Here is a 17,096-nt window from a genome sequence, read left to right as displayed (position 1 = left end):
GTATCCCGCCATGTCGCAAACCCATGAACACCAAAGCACCCTGCGTGTCTCCAGCGATTCCGGGGACACCGTGAGCTTCACCCTGGATGCAACGAAACCCGTAACGGTCAAGCTCCAGGTTGACGGTGGTTGCACTTGTGGAACCACCGCCACGGTCCAGGGCTCCTACGTCGATAGCGACCTGGGCAAGCGCTGACCATTCATTTCCAGACCCAAAACAGCAGGCGCCGGAATCTGAGCAGTACAGATTCCGGCGCCTGCTTTTTGTTTGCGGACTGGCGGGTTACTTGGGCATCGGGTTACTTGGGCATCAGCACGGAGTCGATCAGGTAAACCGTTGCGTTGGCCGTGTGGACGCCGCCACAGATCACGTTGGCTCCGTCAACTGTGAGGGCATCTTTGCTACCGCCAACCGTCACTTCGCCACCCTGGACCGTCTTGTGGGTTCCGACCACCTGGTCCGGAGTCAGCTGGCCTGGGACTACGTGGTAGGTGAGGATCTTGCTCAGCAGGGCATCGTCCGTCTTGAGCGTTTCAATCGTGGCGGGGTCGATCTTTGCGAAAGCATCGTCAACAGGTGCAAAGACTGTGAATTCACTGCCGTTCAGGGTGGAGACCAGGTCCACTTTCGGGTTGAGCTTGCCGGAAACAGCGGCAGTGAGGGTCTTAAGCAGCGGGTTGTTCGAAGCAGCAACGGCCACCGGGTCCTGGGCCATTCCCACTACCGAACCGGCACCATCCGGAACCTGCGCGGCGTAACCGGCACAGCCGGGGCCAACAAGATCACGCGCGGGATCCATGGCTGCACTGGTCATGGATGAAGCCGACGGCGACGGTGCCGCGGACGTCATCTCCGGGGCGGCGGACGACGACGAAGGTGTGCTGGAACTGCTTGAACCACCACAAGCGGTGAGTCCGAGAAGGGCGGCGGCAGTGAGGCCAACGAAGGCGAGGGCGGGGCGCTTTGTGGACAACATGTCATTCTCCTTGTTCGTGGAACCAGGGCATTGGGTCCATTGGGTGTGGGCACTGGCTCCCCGGCGCTGCATCTGCGTTGCCAGCGGTTTGTGCCTCACCAGCTATTCGGAGGTCGCACCGGCGTGGATGGGTGCGGATTGAAAAAGTTTTTAAACCAAGCCATCGCGGCTGCGGCTCCGAACTGCCTACAGATATCCGGAGCCGGCACCCTTAAGGGCCGGTCCGGCGAACGTTGGGAGACGCAATGCTGCAACTAGCACTTATCGGCCTGTTGGGCGGGTTGATTACAGGTATCTCGCCCTGCATCCTGCCCGTCCTGCCCGTCATCTTTCTTTCCGGAGGTGTTCAGGGTGCACGCAAAGGCTCTCCAACCAGCTCCGCGGTAACAGAGGTGCCGCCATCCGCCGTCGAACTTAAGACCCGGTCCAGGCAGCGACGGCGGGCGGGCCTGCGCCCGTACCTGGTGATCCTGGGCCTGGTCATCAGCTTCAGCACCTTTACGCTGGTTGGTTCGTTCCTGCTGACCCTGGTGAACCTGCCGCAGGACCTGCTTCGATGGATCGGGCTGGTGGTGCTGGTGCTGATTGGTTGCGGCCTGATTTTCGATCGCTTCCAGCACATCCTGGAGAAGCCGTTCTCCTGGATCCCGCAGCGAAAGGTTGGTACTGGGAACGGTGGGTTGGTGCTGGGACTGGCGCTCGGCGTCGTCTATGTCCCCTGTGCAGGACCAGTGCTTGCCGCCATTGCCGTGGCCGGTGCCACGGGACAAGTGGGCCCCGAAACTATCGTCCTCACGTTGACATTTGCCGTGGGGGCGGCCGTTCCGCTGTTGGTGTTCGCGCTGGCTGGGCGTCGCGTCGCAGAGCGGGTCAAGGCGTTTCGCAAGAACCAGCGCAAGATCCGCATAGCCGGTGGCATCATGATGATCGCCCTGGCAATCGGGTTGGTGTTCAACCTTCCCCAGCTACTGCAGAAACTGGTGCCCGACTACACGTCCACACTCCAGGAACAGGTTCAGGACAACGAGGCCGTGAAGAAGGCCCTCGATCTTGGTGGACTGGTAAATGACCAAAACCGTGATCTGGACAAGTGCAGCAACGGTGCCACCGAGCTCGAATCGTGTGGCATAGCGCCGGATATCAAGGGCATCCAGGAATGGTTCAACACCCCTGGCGGCCAGGCCGTGAACTTGAAGGACCTTAAGGGCAAGGTAGTCCTGGTGGATTTCTGGGCCTACTCCTGCATCAACTGCCAGCGCTCCGTTCCGCACCTCACGGATTGGTACAGCAAGTACAAGGACTCCGGCCTGGAAATCATCGGGATCCACTCCCCCGAGTACGCGTTCGAGAAAGAGACCCGCAACGTCATGTCCGGTGCGATGGACCTGGGCATCACGTACCCCGTAGCCATCGACAACACCCTGTCCACGTGGACCAACTACCGCAACCGTTACTGGCCTGCCCACTACCTGATCGACTCCGAAGGAACAGTCCGGCACATCAAATTCGGCGAGGGCGGCTACCAGACCACTGAGAAACTGATCCGCAAACTACTGCAAGAGGCCAACCCTTCAGCGGCGCTCCCCGCGCCCACTGAATCGTCCGACGACGGGCCGGTAGCAGGTGCCACCACTCCGGAGACGTACTTGGGCACCACCAAGAAGGTCAACTATGCGGGCACGGAACCCTATAAAGCCGGGGTTGGGCTGTATACAGTGCCGGCAGACCAGCCCGGTGACAGCTTTTCCTTGAAAGGTTCGTGGGATCTCGGGACACAATCCATAACTCCTGCCGGCGACGGCTCCTCTATTGCCCTGAACTACCACGCCAAGCAGGTGTACATCGTGGTCAGTGGTGAAGGCATGATCGATGTTGTCCGCGATGGCAAGACCACGTCCGTGGCGGTCTCAGGGACGCCCACGCTACATCAGATCGTGGACGACCCCGAAATCCGCGGGGGCAAGCTCGAGGTCAAGGTCCCGCAGGGCATCCAGGCGTACTCCTTCACGTTCGGATAGGGTGCGCGCTGGAAGCTGGATAGGGGCCTTGCCGCTTCGCGATGCCCTCCACGCCGCGGCCCCCTATCCAGCTTCCGCTTCGTCGTTAGAAATACGGCTTCGTGATCAGCTCCAGCGCGTGGCCAGAGGGGTCCTTGAAATAGACACCGCGGCCACCGTGCTCCGTATTGGTCTCGCCTGGACGGGTCATCTGAGGATCCGCCCAATGCTCGACGCCGGCACTCACCAGCCGCTGGTAGGCACGGTCAAAATGCTGGTCGTCAACGAGGAAGGCATAATGCTGCATCTGGATCTCGACCGGGGGCTCAGCGAATTGGAGCATTACGCCGCCAGCCAAGGTCAGGTTGGTGAAGGGTCCCCAACCGGGTGCTTCGTCCGCTTCGAGGATGTCCCTGTAGAACCCGGCCGAGACGGCGCGATCGATGGACGCAATGATGGTGTGGTTGAAATGTGCGGGCATGCATGACTCCTTGGATGTGGGTTTGAAATCGATGGGCTGAAATTCATCGATCCACAGGGAGGAGCGCGCGGGACGCCACCGCTCTGGCTGACAGAGCGCGTCAGAGGTCGGCCGGGTAGCCAATCCGTGCAGGGCAGGTGCCCGATCCGGTCATCACGTCCGCCAGTCTAGCGAAGAGTCGGGCGGCGGTGACAGGATGGGCGGCATGGCAATCGAGGTTCGCCCGGCAACGGTGTTCGAGGACGTGAAAACCATCGTCGGCCCCAAACGTCCGGACGCCAACGTGTGCTGGTGCCTGAGCTACCGGATTCCCTCGAAACAAAATCTTGCGCTCCAGCGGGAGGAACGGGGAAAGTTCGTGGAAAAGCTGGTGGCGGAGGATCCGCCACCAGGCGTTCTCGCTTACGACGGCGGCGAAGTAGTTGGGTGGGCTGCCGTGCACCCCCGGGCCGACACCAGCTTCGCAACCAACCGGAAGATTCCACACGTGGACGACGCCGCCGTCTGGTCTGTCTGGTGCATCAGGGTGCGGCCCGGGCATCGAGGCAAGGGCATCTCCCATCATCTGCTGGAGGGTGCCATCGAGATGGCCCGCGAGTACGGCGCGCCAGCCATTGAGGGCTATCCAGTGGACAACAAGGGCAGCAAGGTGGACTTGACCATGGCGTACGTGGGGACCCGCAGACTGTTCGAGAAAGCCGGCTTCACAAAGGTCGCAGAGACAACGTCCGTCCTCAACGGTTTCCCCAGGGTACTCATGCGCCTGGACCTGCGCTGACCCAACTGAGTCGCATTAGAGCGCGTTTAGAGCCGTCAAAACGCGACAAATGCGACTCAGTTGGGTCAGCTTTGCAGTTTCGCGGTCATTCGGTGAGCTTCCTCAAGCAGCAACTTGCCGAGGAATTCCTGTCGATCAGGACGGAACCGGGGTTCGATCCCCGTCAAGGAAAGGGCCCATGCGGGGCGCCCCTGTTGGTCAAAGACGGCTGCGCCCATCCCCCAGCTTCCTTCAAGGATCAGCCCCGGATTTACCGAGTAGCCCGTGAGCCGGGTGCGCTCAAGGTTGTCCCGAACCACGTCGGCCGGGTGTCCCACGGCAAAGTCGCCAGCGTGCGCCGGCCAGTCGTTCAGCAGGGTTTCCTGCTCATCGGCGGGCAGGAAAGCCATGATCGCAGTCCCTGCCGACGCAACTCCCAACGGAAAACGTACGCCTTCATGCAGCACGAAGGATCTCACCGGGAACGAGCCTTCCTCGCGCAACACGCAGACGGTTTCGTTGCCGCGACGGATGGAGAAGAACGCGCTCTCGCCGGTCTCCGCGGCGAGCCGGCGCAGGCTGGGCCGGGCAATATCCTCCATGGGGAAGCGTGCCGCCGCTACCGATCCAAGGAGGAAGATCTCCGGCCCCAGAACCCACTTCCCGGCGGCTGAATCGTGCTCCAGCAAACCCTCCGCGGCAAGGGACGTCAGCAGCCGGTGCACTGTTGGCCGCGTCAGCCCTGATTCCCGAACCAATCCGGCCAACGACGTCCCCTCGGGTTTGCGCCCAACAAGCCTCAGCAACAGGGCGACCCGGCCCACGACCTGGGCACCCTGCACTGGGTTTTGCGTGGATTTCTGTTCCGGCATAGGGCCTCCTATGAAGATTCATCCACAATATGGACACGACTGAGCCTACAGTCCACACCATGAGTAGCCAAGCGGTCTGGTCGTTGACCCTGGGTGGGATGAAACCTAGGCTCCTCTACAGGTCACAAGTCCACAAAGTGGATACGTCCACCACGAACACTCAAAGAGGAGCTCCCATGTCGAAGATGCACGCCAGCGCAACCCAAGCGCTCCAGGACTTGATGGCAGACGGCCTGACGATCGCCGTCGGGGGTTTTGGCCTGAGTGGCATCCCCGCCGACCTGATCGATGCCGTCCGTGAGTCGGGCGCCAAGGATCTCACCATCGTCTCCAACAACATGGGGGTGGATGGCAAGGGGCTCGGTGTGCTGATCGAGGCAGGCCAGGTCAGGAAGGTCATCGCTTCCTACGTCGGCGAGAACAAGCTTTTCGCCGAGCAGTACCTCGCAGGCAAGCTCGACGTCGAGTTCACTCCCCAAGGCACCCTTGCCGAACGCCTCCGTGCGGGCGGCGCCGGCATCCCTGCCTTCTACACGCGGACCGGCGTGGGCACGCTTGTTGCCGAGGGCAAGCCGTTGGAGGAGTTCGACGGCGTGACTTACGTCCGCGAGCGCGCCATCACCGCCGACGTCGCGCTGGTTCATGCGCACACCGCGGACACTGATGGAAACCTGATCTACCGCTACACGGCGAGGAACTTCAACCCGGTGGTGGCAACGGCCGGCGCCGTCACCATCGCTGAGGCGGAGGTCATTGTGCAGCCCGGCGGGCTCGACCCCAATCACATCGTCACTCCAGGCGTCTACGTCCAGCGACTGGTGCAGGCCAGCGCACGGGTTAAGGACATCGAACAGCGCACAGTCCGCCCCCGGCGCGAAGCAGTAACGGTCTAAAGAAGCGCTAACGGTTTAAGGAACAAGGAGCACAATCATGGCTTGGACACGAGACCAGATGGCCGCCATCGCGGCTGAAGAATTGAACGACGGCGACTACGTCAACCTCGGCATCGGCATCCCCACGCTGGTTGCCAATAACCTGCCCGATGGCGTGCGGGTTGTCCTCCAGAGCGAGAACGGCCTGCTCGGAATGGGCCCGTTTCCGTACGAGGGCGAGGAAGACGCCGACCTCATCAACGCCGGCAAGCAGACCGTGACCATCACCCCGGGAGGCAGCATCTTCGATTCCGCTACCTCGTTCGGCATGATCCGTGGCGGGCACGTAAAGGTGGCCATCCTGGGCGCGATGCAGGTGTCCGGCGGCGGCGACCTCGCCAACTGGACCATCCCCGGCAAGATGGTCAAGGGCATGGGCGGCGCGATGGACCTGGTGGCCGGGACGCCGCGGGTGGTGGTCCTCACCGAGCACAACGCCAAGGACGGCTCGGCAAAGATCGTCACCGAATGCACACTGCCGCTCACGGGGCTCAAGTGCGTTGACCGGATCATCACGGACCTCGCCGTCTTCGACATAGCACCGGACCCGGAAAACCACGACGGCGGCACGCGACTTCTGCTGACCCGCCTCGCCCCGGGCGTCACCGTGGAAGAGATACGCAGTAAGACCGAAGCCGAGTTCGCTGTTGCGCTCGAGTCTGAAGACGAAAGCACCCTTGAAGGAGTAAACGCATGAGCCTGAAAGACCAGTTCGGCAAGGACGTCCTGCTCACAGGATGGGGCCACAGCAAATTTGGCAAGCTCACCGACGAGACCCTGGAGTCCCTGATCGTCCAGGTGGCCGGGGAAGCCATCCGTAACTCGGGGCTGGAACCGAAGGACATCGACGAGATCTACCTCGGCCAGTTCAACTCAGGCATGCAACCGCTGGGTTTCGCGTCGTCCTTGGCCCTCCAGCTCTCCGCAGACCTGGCCAACGTTCCCGCGACTCGCACCGAGAATGCTTGTGCTTCGGGTTCCGCAGCGTTCCAGCAAGGCGTGAAAGCTGTGCTCGCCGGAACTGCGCGCAATGTTTTGGTGATCGGCGCGGAAAAGATGACCGACGCCGGAGCGGACGTCGTGGGGGCGGCTTTGCTTGGTGCGTCGTACGAGATGGCGGGCAAGGCCTCCACCACAGGGTTCACGGGGTTGTTCGCCGAGGTGGCGAAGCACTACGGGAAGCGGTACGGCACGGGCATTGACGCCGCCAACTACCCCGGGGGCCTGGGCGATGTCCTCGGTTCCATTGCAGCCAAGAACCACCACAATGGCATGGACAATCCTTACGCCCAGATGCACCGGGACTTTGGCGAGGAATTCTGCCGCACCATCTCGGACAAGAACCCGATGGTTGCCGAACCCTTGCGCCGCACGGACTGTTCGCCGGTCTCGGACGGTGCGGCCGCCGTCGTGATTTCAGCTACGGCTACCGGCGGCACAACCGCCCCGGTGCGGCTGGCTGGCTTCGGTCATGCGAACGATTTCTTCCCCGCGGAGAAGCGCGATCCCACCGAATTCGCTGCCACCCGAGCATCGTGGGAGCGCGCGCTGGGCATGGCGGGCGTAGGCATCGATGGACTGGACTTCGCCGAAGTCCACGACTGCTTCACCATCGCCGAGCTCATCATGTACGAGGCCATGGGCCTGACTCCCCGCGGCGAGGGCTCGCGCGCTGTCCAGGAGGGCTGGGTATACAAGGACGGCAAACTTCCCGTGAACGTGTCTGGAGGCCTTAAGGCGAAGGGGCATCCTGTGGGCGCAACTGGAGTGTCGCAGCATGTCATTGCGGCCATGCAGCTCACGGGGACCGCCGGCGACATGCAGCTTCCCAATGCCCGGCGGGGCGCCGTCCAGAACATGGGCGGAGTGGGCATCGCCAACTACGTCAGCATCCTCGAGTCCCTTTAGCCCATCTGAGTCGCAGTAGTGCGCGTTTAGAGCCGTCAAAACGCGCACTAATGCGACCTAGTTGGGCTGGCGGGCACGGGCGGGGGGGCGGGCGGGGCCGGTCAGCGGTTCCGGATCAGAGCCGCGATCTCCGTGAACCCGAGCCGCTCTGCGTTCTGCAGGGCGGTTCGGCCTTGCGGATCACGGATATCCGGATCAGCTCCCGCGGCCAGCAGCTGCCGGACCACGTCCTGCTGGTTCGGCCCGCCGTTGTTGAGCAGGATGGCTTCCTGCATGGCCGTCCAGCCCAGGTTGTTCACGTGGTTCACAGGCACGCCCGCGGCGATCAGGATCCGTACAGTTTCGGTGTGGCCATGCTCGCTCGCCGGAATCAGGGCTGTGCCGCCGTATCGGTTGATGCTGTCGACGTCGGCCCCGGCCGCCAACGTCAGTTGCAGCACCTCGTTGAAGCCTTCCGCCCCCGCGTAAAGGAACGCCGAGTCCTGGATGTCGTCCTTGGCATTGACGTTGCCACCTGCCGCGATCAGTTCCCGCACCCGCACGGGATCGTTGGCTTTCGCGGCGAGGATCAGGAGCCTGTCGGTTTCCATTTGAGCCTCCGGTGACAGCTTGGGCGGCAAGGCAACGGACGACGCCGGGACAGGACTGACACTCGACGGTGCCGCTTGGGTGGGTGCCGGGCTGTCAGGTGAGGCGGCCGCCGTCGTACTCGATGTTTGCGAACCGGACGTCTGTGAGTCAACAGGCGAGGACGGCCCGCAGCCAGCCAGAAGCCCGGCGACCACCAAACCTGCGCCGATTGCCGAGCCCACAGCCAGCCCGCGCGCCTTCATGGAACCCATACCTTCGAGGCTACTTCGCAGCTGTGGCCAAGACCTCGGCACCAGCAGTCGCGCACGCCTCGTCCAAGGCGCCGTCGGGAGCACCGCCGACGCCGATGCCAGCCACGGATACGCCGTTGACCTTCAACGGGACACCGCCAGCCAGGAAAAGCGTGCCGGGAAGGTCCGCTATGGACGGTCCGGTGCCGTTGATGCGCTTGGCCAGTTCGCTGGTGGGGGCACCAAAGGCAGCCGCCGTGTAGGCCTTCTGCTTGGCGGCTTCGATGGTGTGCTCGGCGGCGTTGTCGCCGCGGAGAAGGGCCTGGACCGTACCGAAGCGATCCACCAGGGCGACCGTCACGAACGGAAGCTTGTCCGTCTGGCACTTGGAAAGCGCCGCATTTACGGCCGCACTCGAAGCACCCACTGTGATTCGGTTCTGGGCAACCACATTCTCCGGAGCAGGCTGGACTTCGGCAGCTACCGGCGCGGCAGGTGCGGTAACAGGCGCGGCCGCGGGGGCCACGGCATTGGCTACTGCGGTAACCCCGCCTGTGAGCAACAGCGCTCCAGCAGCGGCGGCAGCAATCATCTTGTTGGACTTCTTCATGGAGTTCTCCTCGTGGCACGCATCGGCAATTTCGGGTACATATCCATGCTTCCGGGGCAGCTCCGGGCAGGCATCGGCCGTGAGCCGGTTCCAAGGTCAGCCTTTCCGCCAGCCGTATCAGCCAAAAGGTGGAGAGACCAGCAATCACACGGGATCTAGCATGGAAAGAGCGCCTACTACCGACCGGAACGGAAACGGGAACCACCCAATGCCAGAAGCCCTTCAGCGGCCGGATTCCAGCACCCGGCCCGAGCCCAGCAGTATCGAGCCAAGTCGGATCGATACCCGCATCGATGCGGTGGTGCACCTGGGCTTTGCCGTGCTGATGGTCGCCTCTGCTGTCCGTTACGTCATGCGCCACTCCCCCGCGGACAACCTGTGGACTGTGGCCTTGGCGGTCGCCGTGTGTGCTCTGTACGTCGTGACAGCGTTGCTGGCCCAACACCGCCAGCCTGGGCAGAGCCAACACCGCCACCTCACCCAAATCCGCCCTGGGCAGAGCCAACAAACCCTGAACCGCAAGCTGTGGATGTTTGCCTTGGTGGCGGTTTGGTCGGCTCTGGTGATCGCGGCGCCCAGCTTCGCGTGGTGTTCCTTCGCCATTTTCTTCCTCAGCCGCACCGCGTTCCGAGGGTGGGCCGCGTATCTGGCTGGTGGCGCGACGGCGGCGGCCACCGCCGTCGGGCTTTTCCGTATGAGCGGATGGACGGACGTCGCCATGCTGCTTGGACCGCTGGCTGCCGGCGCGCTGTTGACGCTGGTTTACGACAAGATCGAGCGCGACGGCGCCCTCCAGCGAAAACTCTTCGAAGACGTAACCCAGGCCCAGGAACGGCTGGCGGCGAGTGAACGAACGGCAGGAATCGCGGCGGAGCGCGAGCGTGTTTCACGTGAAATCCACGACACCATCACCCAAGGCCTCGCGAGCGGCTTGCTCCACTTGGAGGCAGCCCAACGTTCCTGGCCTGATCCCGCGGCGCACCACGAGGTCAGCAAAGCAACCAGCCTCCTCCGCGGAAATCTTGCCGACACCCGGAGCCTGGTGCACGAGCTCTCGGCACCTGGCCTGGAAACTGCGCCCCTTCACGAGGCCTTGGAACGCGCCGCCCGGACGTATCTGGACCACGTCCGCGTGCAGGTCACCGGCGAGACCCGTCCCATCCCGGCCGAGGCCCGGCACGCCCTGCTCCGCGTGGCCCAGAGCGCCGTGGCCAACATCAAACTTCATGCCCACGCCGACAACGCCAGCGTGACTCTTGGGTACCTGCCGAACGCAGTCACCCTGGACGTGTTCGACGACGGCCGCGGCTTTGATCCGGGAGCGGTACCTCCGCCGTCGGAATCGGGAGGATACGGCCTGCGCGCCATGCGGCAACGCATTGAGCAACTGGGCGGAGAATTGTCCGTGGAGAGCGCCCCGGGTGAAGGTACGATCATCGCGGCGCAGCTTCCGCTGACAAGGTCGCCCGAGGACACCTGGCCCGAAGATCCATCGAAGGAGTCCCTGTGACTACCATTTCCGTACTCCTTGTGGACGACCATACGGTGGTCCGGAGCGGGCTGAAGGCGCTGTTGGGCACCCAGGCGGATATCGTCGTCGTCGGCGAAGCGGCATCCGGTGAGGAAGCGCTGGAGGCGGCACAACAGCACTCACCGGCAGTGGTTCTCATGGACCTTGCGATGGGCGCGGGAATGGACGGCATCGAGGCCATCAAACAGTTGCGGCAGCGCAACCCCGGCCAGGCGGTGATCGTGTTCACCACCTACGATTCCGACGCCGACATCGTCCGTGCCGTCGATGCCGGCGCCATGGGGTACCTGCTCAAGGACGCAGCACCGGAAGAGATCTTTGCAGCTGTGCGAGGCGCCGTGCAGGGCAAAAGCGTGATGAGCGCGCCCGTTGCGTCCCGGCTTTTCCAACAGCTGCGGAACCCGGACGAAATCCTCACACCCCGGGAGGCAGAGCTCCTGAGCCTCCTGACGGAGGGCCTCAGCAACCGCGATCTGGGCAAACGCCTCTTCATTTCGGAAGCAACCGTCAAAACCCATCTGGCCCACATCTATGCCAAGCTCGGCGTGGAGACGCGGGCGGCGGCCATCGCAACGGCCATCCGTCGTGAGGGCATGCGGTAGGCAGGCCGCGCCTGGCGATTCAAGGCTCATTGCTATATATCCGCAGCCCGCCTTCGATTAAGCTGGCACTATGTCCGACGCTTCGGCACGCAAGATGTTCAAACATTCCGGAACCGCCCTGCTGGTCCGCGGAATTCTGGCCGTACTCTTTGCCTTCCTCGTGGCATCTTTGCCGGTAGCCACGGTCTTCGGGCTGGTTATCGTGTTCGGTATCTTCGCAATCGTGGACGGCCTCACCAACGTAGCCCACTACTTTTATGACCCTTCACGCCATTCCGGCTGGACGATGGTGGGCGGCTTCATCTCCATCGCCGCGGGTTTGGTGGCGGTTGCATGGCCGGGAATCACAGCTGCAGCACTTGGCATCCTGATTGGGCTCTGGGCCTTGGTCCTGGGGCTTTCCGAGATCGTCTTCGCGTTTGCTGCAAGGAACTCGGTCAATGGTTGGGGCGTCTGGTTGCTGACAGGTCTTGTGACTGCGGTATTTGGACTCTTTGTCCTGATCAATCCCAGCCTCGGGTTCCTGGGCGTGGTGGGTTTGCTGGCAGCATTCTCCGCTGTTGCGGGGCTGTTGTTGATCGTTTGCGGCATCAAGATGCGCAGGGGCGCCTCGTCTGCCTTCATGTACGCCCACTAATCGGCCTGTCACGCTCAATCCTTCATGAGGGGATGCGCTCGGCGCTAAGTTCGGTAAGTTAGTGGCTGTGAAGATAGCTACCTGGAATGTGAACTCCCTCCGTGCCCGTGCCGACCGCGTGGAAGCGTGGCTTGAGCGCAGCGACTGTGATGTCCTGGCCATCCAGGAGACCAAGTGCAAGGACGATAACTTCCCGTGGGAGCTCTTTGAGCGCATGGGCTACGAGGTTGCGCACTTCGGCGTGAACCAGTGGAACGGCGTCGCCATTGCGTCCCGCGTTGGGCTGGAGGATGTAGAACGCACTTTCCTGGACCAGCCGATGTTCGGCAAGGCCGGCAAGGATCCCGCGCAGGAAGCCCGCGCTATTGCCGCCACCTGCGGCGGCATCCGCATTTGGAGCCTGTATGTTCCCAATGGCCGCTCCCTGGACGACGAACACATGCCGTATAAGCTCAAGTGGCTTGACGTCCTTCAAGGCAACGCCGCGGAGTGGCTCAAGACCGAGCCCACCGCCCAGGTGGCGCTCATGGGCGACTGGAACATTGCACCGTTCGATGACGACGTCTGGGACATCGAACTGTTCCGCAACAACAACTTCACGCACGTCAGCGAGCCGGAGCGCGCCGCTTTCCACGCCTTCGAAGCGGCCGGTTACACAGATGTCGTTCGCCCCTACACACCCGGCCCTGGCGTCTACACGTACTGGGACTACACGCAGCTGCGCTTCCCCAAGAAGGAAGGCATGCGCATCGACTTCTGCCTGGCTTCACCGGCGCTTGCTGCCCGGGTCACCGGTGCCTCCATCGACCGCGAGGAACGTAAGGGCAAGGGCGCTTCCGACCATGCTCCCGTGATCGTGGAGCTTGCAGACTAATCACCGCTAATGGACGAAAGGGGCCGGCTGGAGATGACTGGAAACCTGTATAGGGGCCAGGCAGGACTGCCGTTCTCTTCGTCCCTGCGCATCTACGAGCCCCTTGAGGCGTTTCCGCCGGAGCAGCAGCGCCAGCTCGTGGCGGACAGCAGCAAGATCCGGTCCCGGGCCGCCGTCGAAAACGCTGAGCTCCAAGCCTCGCTGGGGCGCATCACCCGGACGGGCGGGGACCCCTTCCCCACCGGCCGGACTGATCTGGTGCGAATGACGCGCGTCCCTGGCGGGCGGCACACTGCGGCGGACAGTTCCACAGATGCCGCCACCGGCGCGTCGGCCCAGGATAAGGACGCCCACGACGCCGGACGGCTGCTTTACTGCCCCAGCCAACTGGTGATTCGCGCCGGGTTGGCAGCGAATGCCCTCATGGATGGTGTGCACAGCCCGCTGGCCGATCTGCTGATTCCGGTTTCGCAGCGGGACAAGCACCAAGCGCGGATCGATCGCATCAACGCCGGGGAGGAAGCCAAGCGGGTCCACACCCGGGCCTCCACCTGGGGTATCCCTTTTAGTTGGTTCTCGCTTTTCGCTGAGTCTGACCGCAAGGATGTGGTGGAATCGGACGGGCATATCCTCACTGTCCGGGTGTGGACGCCGTTGACGGAGGCCCTGGACAGGGCACGCTTCGCCGTAGCCCATCTGGCTTTGGCAGCCCCGGACCTGGACATGCTGGACGATCTCACGCAGCTCACCGAGTGGCTGGAGCTGTTCCATGTCCAGTCCATGGTGGAGTTGGATTACGGAGCTGTGGCGGACAAGGTGTACCCGGACGAATCCCCCATGGATGTTCGCCTCGGGATCGAGTGCCTTGCTGAGGGAGATATGACGGGCGCAGCGGCAGCTTATCGCCGGCTGGCCTCGCGCTGGATCCCCATCCGGCAGTTGGCGCGGGCCTCGTAGGCTGTCATCACCGGCACGGCGGTGCTGTTGTCTCCCGGACAATCAATTGGTGCGGCGCTACCTCTGAATGCACGGCACCGGCGATGCCATCGAGTTCGTCCAAAAGCATCTTGGTGCCCAGTTCGGCTTGGTCGTCCGGCCGTTGCCCCACCGTTGTCAGGCCCAGGGCTTCGGAGAAGTCGTGGTCGTCGATTCCGATGACTGAGAGGTCCGCGGGCACTCGAACGCCGTGTCGCGTGGCTTCGAAGATGACCCCCATGGCCATTTCATCGGAGGAACAGAAAATGGCCGTAGGCTTGCGTCCGGGCTGGCTCCAGAGGCGGTTGAATGCCTGCTGCCCGCTGGCAACCGTGAAGTCACCCCATTCGTCCCACTCGGGACGGACTTCCAAACCGGCGTCGGTCATGACGTCCTGGAAGGCGCGGATCCGGACGCGGGGAACGTCGAAGTTCAGGTCTGTCTCGTCATCGCCATGGAGCAGGGCAATGTCCTTGTGTCCGAGGTCCAGCAGGTGCCGCACGGCGGTGGTTGCGGCGTCGTAATCGTTGATACCGATGTAGGCACAATCCTCAACGTGTCCGCCAACAACCACCAACGGGATGTCGATCTTGTGGAGGTGTTCCAGTTCGTCCTCGCTGAGCGCCATACACAGCACCAGCAGGGCGTCGATCTGTTTGTAAACCATGGTGGAGCTGAAGAGCCGCTCGCGATTGCTGCCATGGCCGCCAAGGTTGAACAGGGAGAGGTTGTACTTGCGTGAGTGCAGTTCCCTGTCCGCGCCTTCGATTGCCTTGGAGAAGAACCAACGGCTGACGAAGGGCGCCAGGACACCGATGGTGCGCGTGCGCCCGGTGGCCAGACCCGACGCCGACGACGACGCCACATAACCCAGCGACGCCGCCACTTCCAGGATCTTTTCACGGGTTGCCGGCGAAACCCGTGGCAGTCCCCTGACGGCCCTGGAAACGGTAGCCGTGGACACTCCCGCTGCTGCTGCGACGTCCTCGATGCTGACGCCTGTATGACCACCGCGCTGGGACCTACCCGTTGTTCGTGTCACAGGCCCCCCTCTCCGGCTGCCTTCACTTCGCCGTTCTCTGTCTCATGGCGAAGAATCAGTCTATTTTGTGCAGGCCTTGGTTACGCAGCGGAGTCGTTCCGCTGCGTAACCAACGCTGCAATTGTCTAGCCCTTGAGACCGCCGGACAGCAGGCCCCGGACGAAGTACCGCTGCAGGCCGAAGAACACCAGAAGCGGGATGATGATCGACACGAAGGCCGCGGCCGGGTTCAAGTAGTCCCTGGCACCGCGCGTGCCGGAAATCTCGGCCAGACGCTGGGTGATAGGTGCTACGTCGGCCGTTCCGCCGGAGAACACCAGCGCAACCAGGAGGTCGTTCCAGACCCACAGGAACTGGAAGATCGCCAGAGAAGCCAGGGCCGGAACGGAAAGCGGCAGGATGATCCGCCAGAAAATGGTGCTGTGTCCCGCACCGTCCACCCTTGCCGCCTCGATAACCTCACCCGGGATCTCGGAGATGAAGTTGTGGAGGAGGAAAATACCCAGGGGAAGGCCGAACATGGTGTGGGCAATCCACAGCTGCGCATACGAACCCGCAGGCAAATGCAGGGTTTGCGTGAAGAGTTGCAGGAGCGGAATCAGTGCCATCTGGAGCGGGATGATCTGCAGGGCAAAGACGAAAATGAAGAGTGCGTCGCGGCCCTTGAACTTCCCCCATGCGAAAACATAGGCGGCCATGGACGCCAATACCAGCACAAAGATGGTGACTGGAATGACGATCGCCACGGAGTTGATGAAGTACTGGGAAAGGTTGGCGGACTGCGAGCCCGCCGGGGTAAGGACATCCACATAGTTCTTGAAGGTGAAGTCCCAGTCAAGGAAGGCATTCCACCAGCCGTTTGAGCGGGGGCCTACTTGCTTGGCTGCGGGCCTGAATGAGGTAACAAAGAGGCCAAAAGTCGGGACAGACCATACGACGGCGATGATGATCGCTGCCGCTGTGGCCCACTTGGAAGTGAGCTTGGTCTTGACCCTGCGCATCATCGGCTGGGCGTCCTCCGTGGGGTCCGATCCAGGACGCTGCCGGGTGGCGGCCTTGGACGCCTCTTTCGGGGCTGGCGTGGCTGTCAATGGATCTCCCTTTGCTTGCGAAGGACTCGAGCGTTGTACACGACGATGGGCAGCACCATGAGGAACAGGATCAGGGCCAATGCGGCACCTCGTCCCGGCTCACCGGCACGGAAGGCCTGCGTATACATTTCGTTGGCCACAACCGACGTGTCGTAGTTACCGGCCGTCATGGTTCGAACAATGTCGAATACCTTCAACGTGGCGATCGTAATAGTAGTCAGGACCACCACCAGCGCCCCACGGATACCCGGGACCGTCACGTTGCGGAACTGCTGCCAGGCGTTGGCCCCATCCAAGCGGGCCGCCTCGATGAGTTCCACGGGGACACCCTTGATGGCCGCGGAGAGAATCACCATGGCGAAGCCGGTTTGGATCCAGACCATCACGATGATCAGGAACACCGTGTTTTCCGGGGCGTCGAGGAGGAACTGCTTGGGGTTCATTCCCAACGCGTCACGGATGAAGTTGATCACACCAGTCTGTTCGATGCCGGGGCCGCGGTAGTCATACACGAGCTTCCAGATGATACCGGCGCCTACAAAGGAGATGGCCATCGGCATGAAGACCAGGGACTTCAGAACCCGCTCTCCGCGGGCCTTATCGATAAAGACGGCGTAGGCCAAGCCGAAAGAGGTTGACAACAGGGGGACCAGGACGGTCCAGATAATGGTGTTACGCAGCGTGGTCAAAGCCTCAGGCTGGGTAAACATCCAAACAAAGTTGTCGAATCCGTTGCCTTGGCCACTGGCGTCCGTGAAGGCCAACATTGACGTGCGCACCGCTGGGTACACGAGGCCCACCAGCATCAGGATTCCGGCGGGAGCCAGGAATCCTGCCACCGTAACTTTGTCCTTGACTGATTTCGGTGCTCTGTCCACCACCAGCATGAGGATGCCGATAATAGCGGCAAAGATCGCGAGGGCGATCACTACTTGAAGGAGTTTTCCTCCGATAAATTCCATACCCAACCTCCGGGGCGTGAGTGAATC

The 17,096-nt window shown here is 62.5% G+C and carries 19 protein-coding genes; 11 read left to right on the top strand and 8 right to left on the bottom strand.

Annotated elements, in window-relative coordinates; genetic code table 11:
- Nucleotides 1-10: 10 nt before the first annotated feature.
- Nucleotides 11-196, top strand: a complete 186-nt coding sequence (locus tag AC6I99_RS02205; protein WP_224166184.1) for a hypothetical protein — start codon at nucleotides 11-13, stop codon at nucleotides 194-196.
- A gap of 103 nt (nucleotides 197-299) precedes the next feature.
- On the opposite strand, the gene AC6I99_RS02200 is transcribed toward AC6I99_RS02205, so the two are convergent.
- Nucleotides 300-977: a fasciclin domain-containing protein gene (locus AC6I99_RS02200; RefSeq protein ID WP_224095024.1), complete on the bottom strand. Its 678-nt coding sequence runs from the start codon at nucleotides 975-977 to the stop codon at nucleotides 300-302.
- Nucleotides 978-1,222: 245 nt separating this feature from the next.
- On the opposite strand from AC6I99_RS02200, the gene AC6I99_RS02195 reads away from it, so the two are divergent.
- Nucleotides 1,223-2,995: a cytochrome c biogenesis protein DipZ gene (locus AC6I99_RS02195; RefSeq protein WP_497943713.1), complete on the top strand. Its 1,773-nt coding sequence runs from the start codon at nucleotides 1,223-1,225 to the stop codon at nucleotides 2,993-2,995.
- Nucleotides 2,996-3,080: 85 nt separating this feature from the next.
- Here the strand turns inward: AC6I99_RS02195 and AC6I99_RS02190 are convergent, their stop codons facing one another.
- Complete coding sequence (locus AC6I99_RS02190) at nucleotides 3,081-3,455, bottom strand: VOC family protein (RefSeq protein WP_497943714.1); 375 nt, start codon at nucleotides 3,453-3,455, stop codon at nucleotides 3,081-3,083.
- 205 nt (nucleotides 3,456-3,660) lie between these two features.
- Between AC6I99_RS02190 and AC6I99_RS02185 the strand changes: the two genes are divergently transcribed.
- Complete coding sequence (locus AC6I99_RS02185; protein ID WP_224095021.1) at nucleotides 3,661-4,233, top strand: GNAT family N-acetyltransferase; 573 nt, start codon at nucleotides 3,661-3,663, stop codon at nucleotides 4,231-4,233.
- A 65-nt stretch (nucleotides 4,234-4,298) separates the two neighbouring features.
- Here AC6I99_RS02185 and AC6I99_RS02180 read toward each other — a convergent pair whose 3' ends face one another.
- Nucleotides 4,299-5,084, bottom strand: coding sequence for an IclR family transcriptional regulator (locus tag AC6I99_RS02180; protein WP_497960050.1), 786 nt, complete (start codon nucleotides 5,082-5,084; stop codon nucleotides 4,299-4,301).
- 176 nt (nucleotides 5,085-5,260) lie between these two features.
- Here AC6I99_RS02180 and AC6I99_RS02175 point away from each other — a divergent pair, with 176 nt between their 5' ends.
- The 3 genes from AC6I99_RS02175 to AC6I99_RS02165 are packed head-to-tail and all read left to right on the top strand — an operon-like array spanning nucleotide 5,261 to nucleotide 7,924.
- Entirely contained in the window at nucleotides 5,261-5,977 is a 717-nt protein-coding gene (locus AC6I99_RS02175) for a CoA transferase subunit A (protein WP_497960047.1), read from the top strand.
- A gap of 37 nt (nucleotides 5,978-6,014) precedes the next feature.
- On the top strand, nucleotides 6,015-6,713 hold the full coding sequence (locus AC6I99_RS02170; protein ID WP_497960045.1) for a CoA transferase subunit B: 699 nt from the start codon (nucleotides 6,015-6,017) through the stop codon (nucleotides 6,711-6,713).
- A complete protein-coding gene (locus tag AC6I99_RS02165; protein ID WP_497960042.1) occupies nucleotides 6,710-7,924 on the top strand; it encodes an acetyl-CoA acetyltransferase in 1,215 nt (404 codons plus the stop codon). The genes AC6I99_RS02170 and AC6I99_RS02165 overlap by 4 nt, the downstream gene beginning before the upstream one ends.
- A 101-nt stretch (nucleotides 7,925-8,025) precedes the next feature.
- Here the strand turns inward: AC6I99_RS02165 and AC6I99_RS02160 are convergent, their stop codons facing one another.
- Nucleotides 8,026-8,757 carry an ankyrin repeat domain-containing protein gene (locus AC6I99_RS02160; RefSeq protein WP_497961909.1) on the bottom strand — a complete coding sequence of 244 codons (732 nt, stop codon included), beginning with the start codon at nucleotides 8,755-8,757 and terminating at the stop codon, nucleotides 8,026-8,028.
- Between the two features lie 19 nt (nucleotides 8,758-8,776).
- Nucleotides 8,777-9,355 carry a GlcG/HbpS family heme-binding protein gene (locus tag AC6I99_RS02155; RefSeq protein WP_497960040.1) on the bottom strand — a complete coding sequence of 193 codons (579 nt, stop codon included), beginning with the start codon at nucleotides 9,353-9,355 and terminating at the stop codon, nucleotides 8,777-8,779.
- Nucleotides 9,356-9,563: 208 nt separating this feature from the next.
- On the opposite strand from AC6I99_RS02155, the gene AC6I99_RS02150 reads away from it, so the two are divergent.
- From AC6I99_RS02150 to AC6I99_RS02130, 5 genes are all read left to right on the top strand, one after another.
- The gene (locus AC6I99_RS02150) at nucleotides 9,564-10,865 is read left to right on the top strand and encodes a sensor histidine kinase (protein ID WP_497960038.1); all 1,302 of its coding nucleotides are present in this window, start codon (nucleotides 9,564-9,566) and stop codon (nucleotides 10,863-10,865) included.
- Nucleotides 10,862-11,488 (top strand): response regulator, encoded by a 627-nt coding sequence (locus AC6I99_RS02145; RefSeq protein WP_497943723.1) that lies wholly within the window; start codon nucleotides 10,862-10,864, stop codon nucleotides 11,486-11,488. The genes AC6I99_RS02150 and AC6I99_RS02145 overlap by 4 nt, the downstream gene beginning before the upstream one ends.
- Before the next feature lie 70 nt (nucleotides 11,489-11,558).
- Complete coding sequence (locus AC6I99_RS02140) at nucleotides 11,559-12,125, top strand: HdeD family acid-resistance protein (RefSeq protein ID WP_497960035.1); 567 nt, start codon at nucleotides 11,559-11,561, stop codon at nucleotides 12,123-12,125.
- A 67-nt stretch (nucleotides 12,126-12,192) separates the two neighbouring features.
- Nucleotides 12,193-12,999, top strand: a complete 807-nt coding sequence (locus AC6I99_RS02135) for an exodeoxyribonuclease III (RefSeq protein WP_224166172.1) — start codon at nucleotides 12,193-12,195, stop codon at nucleotides 12,997-12,999.
- A gap of 33 nt (nucleotides 13,000-13,032) precedes the next feature.
- Complete coding sequence (locus AC6I99_RS02130) at nucleotides 13,033-13,956, top strand: DUF8083 family protein (protein WP_497943726.1); 924 nt, start codon at nucleotides 13,033-13,035, stop codon at nucleotides 13,954-13,956.
- A gap of 7 nt (nucleotides 13,957-13,963) precedes the next feature.
- Here the strand turns inward: AC6I99_RS02130 and AC6I99_RS02125 are convergent, their stop codons facing one another.
- The 3 genes from AC6I99_RS02125 to AC6I99_RS02115 form a co-directional block, all read right to left on the bottom strand.
- A complete protein-coding gene (locus AC6I99_RS02125) occupies nucleotides 13,964-15,016 on the bottom strand; it encodes a LacI family DNA-binding transcriptional regulator (protein ID WP_224095006.1) in 1,053 nt (350 codons plus the stop codon).
- Nucleotides 15,017-15,141: 125 nt separating this feature from the next.
- On the bottom strand, nucleotides 15,142-16,107 hold the full coding sequence (locus tag AC6I99_RS02120) for a carbohydrate ABC transporter permease (protein WP_224095005.1): 966 nt from the start codon (nucleotides 16,105-16,107) through the stop codon (nucleotides 15,142-15,144).
- Nucleotides 16,104-17,069 carry a carbohydrate ABC transporter permease gene (locus AC6I99_RS02115; RefSeq protein ID WP_224095004.1) on the bottom strand — a complete coding sequence of 322 codons (966 nt, stop codon included), beginning with the start codon at nucleotides 17,067-17,069 and terminating at the stop codon, nucleotides 16,104-16,106. Before AC6I99_RS02115 ends, AC6I99_RS02120 begins: the two co-directional genes overlap by 4 nt.
- Nucleotides 17,070-17,096: the final 27 nt, after the last annotated feature.

This window comes from Arthrobacter sp. TmtSoilC77, from assembly GCF_059739415.1.
The sequence above is the reverse complement of the archived record's forward strand: the minus strand, read 5'-3'. Positions and strand labels throughout refer to the sequence as shown.

Excerpts from the sequence above, each read along its gene's own strand:
- AC6I99_RS02175 (WP_497960047.1), top strand. The coding sequence starts at position 5,261 with ATGTCGAAGATGCACGCCAGCGCAACCCAAGCGCTCCAGGACTTGATG.
- AC6I99_RS02150 (WP_497960038.1), top strand. The coding sequence starts at position 9,564 with ATGCCAGAAGCCCTTCAGCGGCCGGATTCCAGCACCCGGCCCGAGCCC.
- AC6I99_RS02200 (WP_224095024.1), bottom strand. The coding sequence starts at position 977 with ATGTTGTCCACAAAGCGCCCCGCCCTCGCCTTCGTTGGCCTCACTGCC.
- AC6I99_RS02195 (WP_497943713.1), top strand. The coding sequence starts at position 1,223 with ATGCTGCAACTAGCACTTATCGGCCTGTTGGGCGGGTTGATTACAGGT.
- AC6I99_RS02165 (WP_497960042.1), top strand. The coding sequence starts at position 6,710 with ATGAGCCTGAAAGACCAGTTCGGCAAGGACGTCCTGCTCACAGGATGG.
- AC6I99_RS02155 (WP_497960040.1), bottom strand. The coding sequence starts at position 9,355 with ATGAAGAAGTCCAACAAGATGATTGCTGCCGCCGCTGCTGGAGCGCTG.
- AC6I99_RS02115 (WP_224095004.1), bottom strand. The coding sequence starts at position 17,069 with ATGGAATTTATCGGAGGAAAACTCCTTCAAGTAGTGATCGCCCTCGCG.
- AC6I99_RS02140 (WP_497960035.1), top strand. The coding sequence starts at position 11,559 with ATGTCCGACGCTTCGGCACGCAAGATGTTCAAACATTCCGGAACCGCC.
- AC6I99_RS02130 (WP_497943726.1), top strand. The coding sequence starts at position 13,033 with ATGACTGGAAACCTGTATAGGGGCCAGGCAGGACTGCCGTTCTCTTCG.
- AC6I99_RS02170 (WP_497960045.1), top strand. The coding sequence starts at position 6,015 with ATGGCTTGGACACGAGACCAGATGGCCGCCATCGCGGCTGAAGAATTG.
- AC6I99_RS02205 (WP_224166184.1), top strand. The coding sequence starts at position 11 with ATGTCGCAAACCCATGAACACCAAAGCACCCTGCGTGTCTCCAGCGAT.
- AC6I99_RS02180 (WP_497960050.1), bottom strand. The coding sequence starts at position 5,084 with ATGCCGGAACAGAAATCCACGCAAAACCCAGTGCAGGGTGCCCAGGTC.
- AC6I99_RS02185 (WP_224095021.1), top strand. The coding sequence starts at position 3,661 with ATGGCAATCGAGGTTCGCCCGGCAACGGTGTTCGAGGACGTGAAAACC.
- AC6I99_RS02190 (WP_497943714.1), bottom strand. The coding sequence starts at position 3,455 with ATGCCCGCACATTTCAACCACACCATCATTGCGTCCATCGATCGCGCC.
- AC6I99_RS02160 (WP_497961909.1), bottom strand. The coding sequence starts at position 8,757 with ATGAAGGCGCGCGGGCTGGCTGTGGGCTCGGCAATCGGCGCAGGTTTG.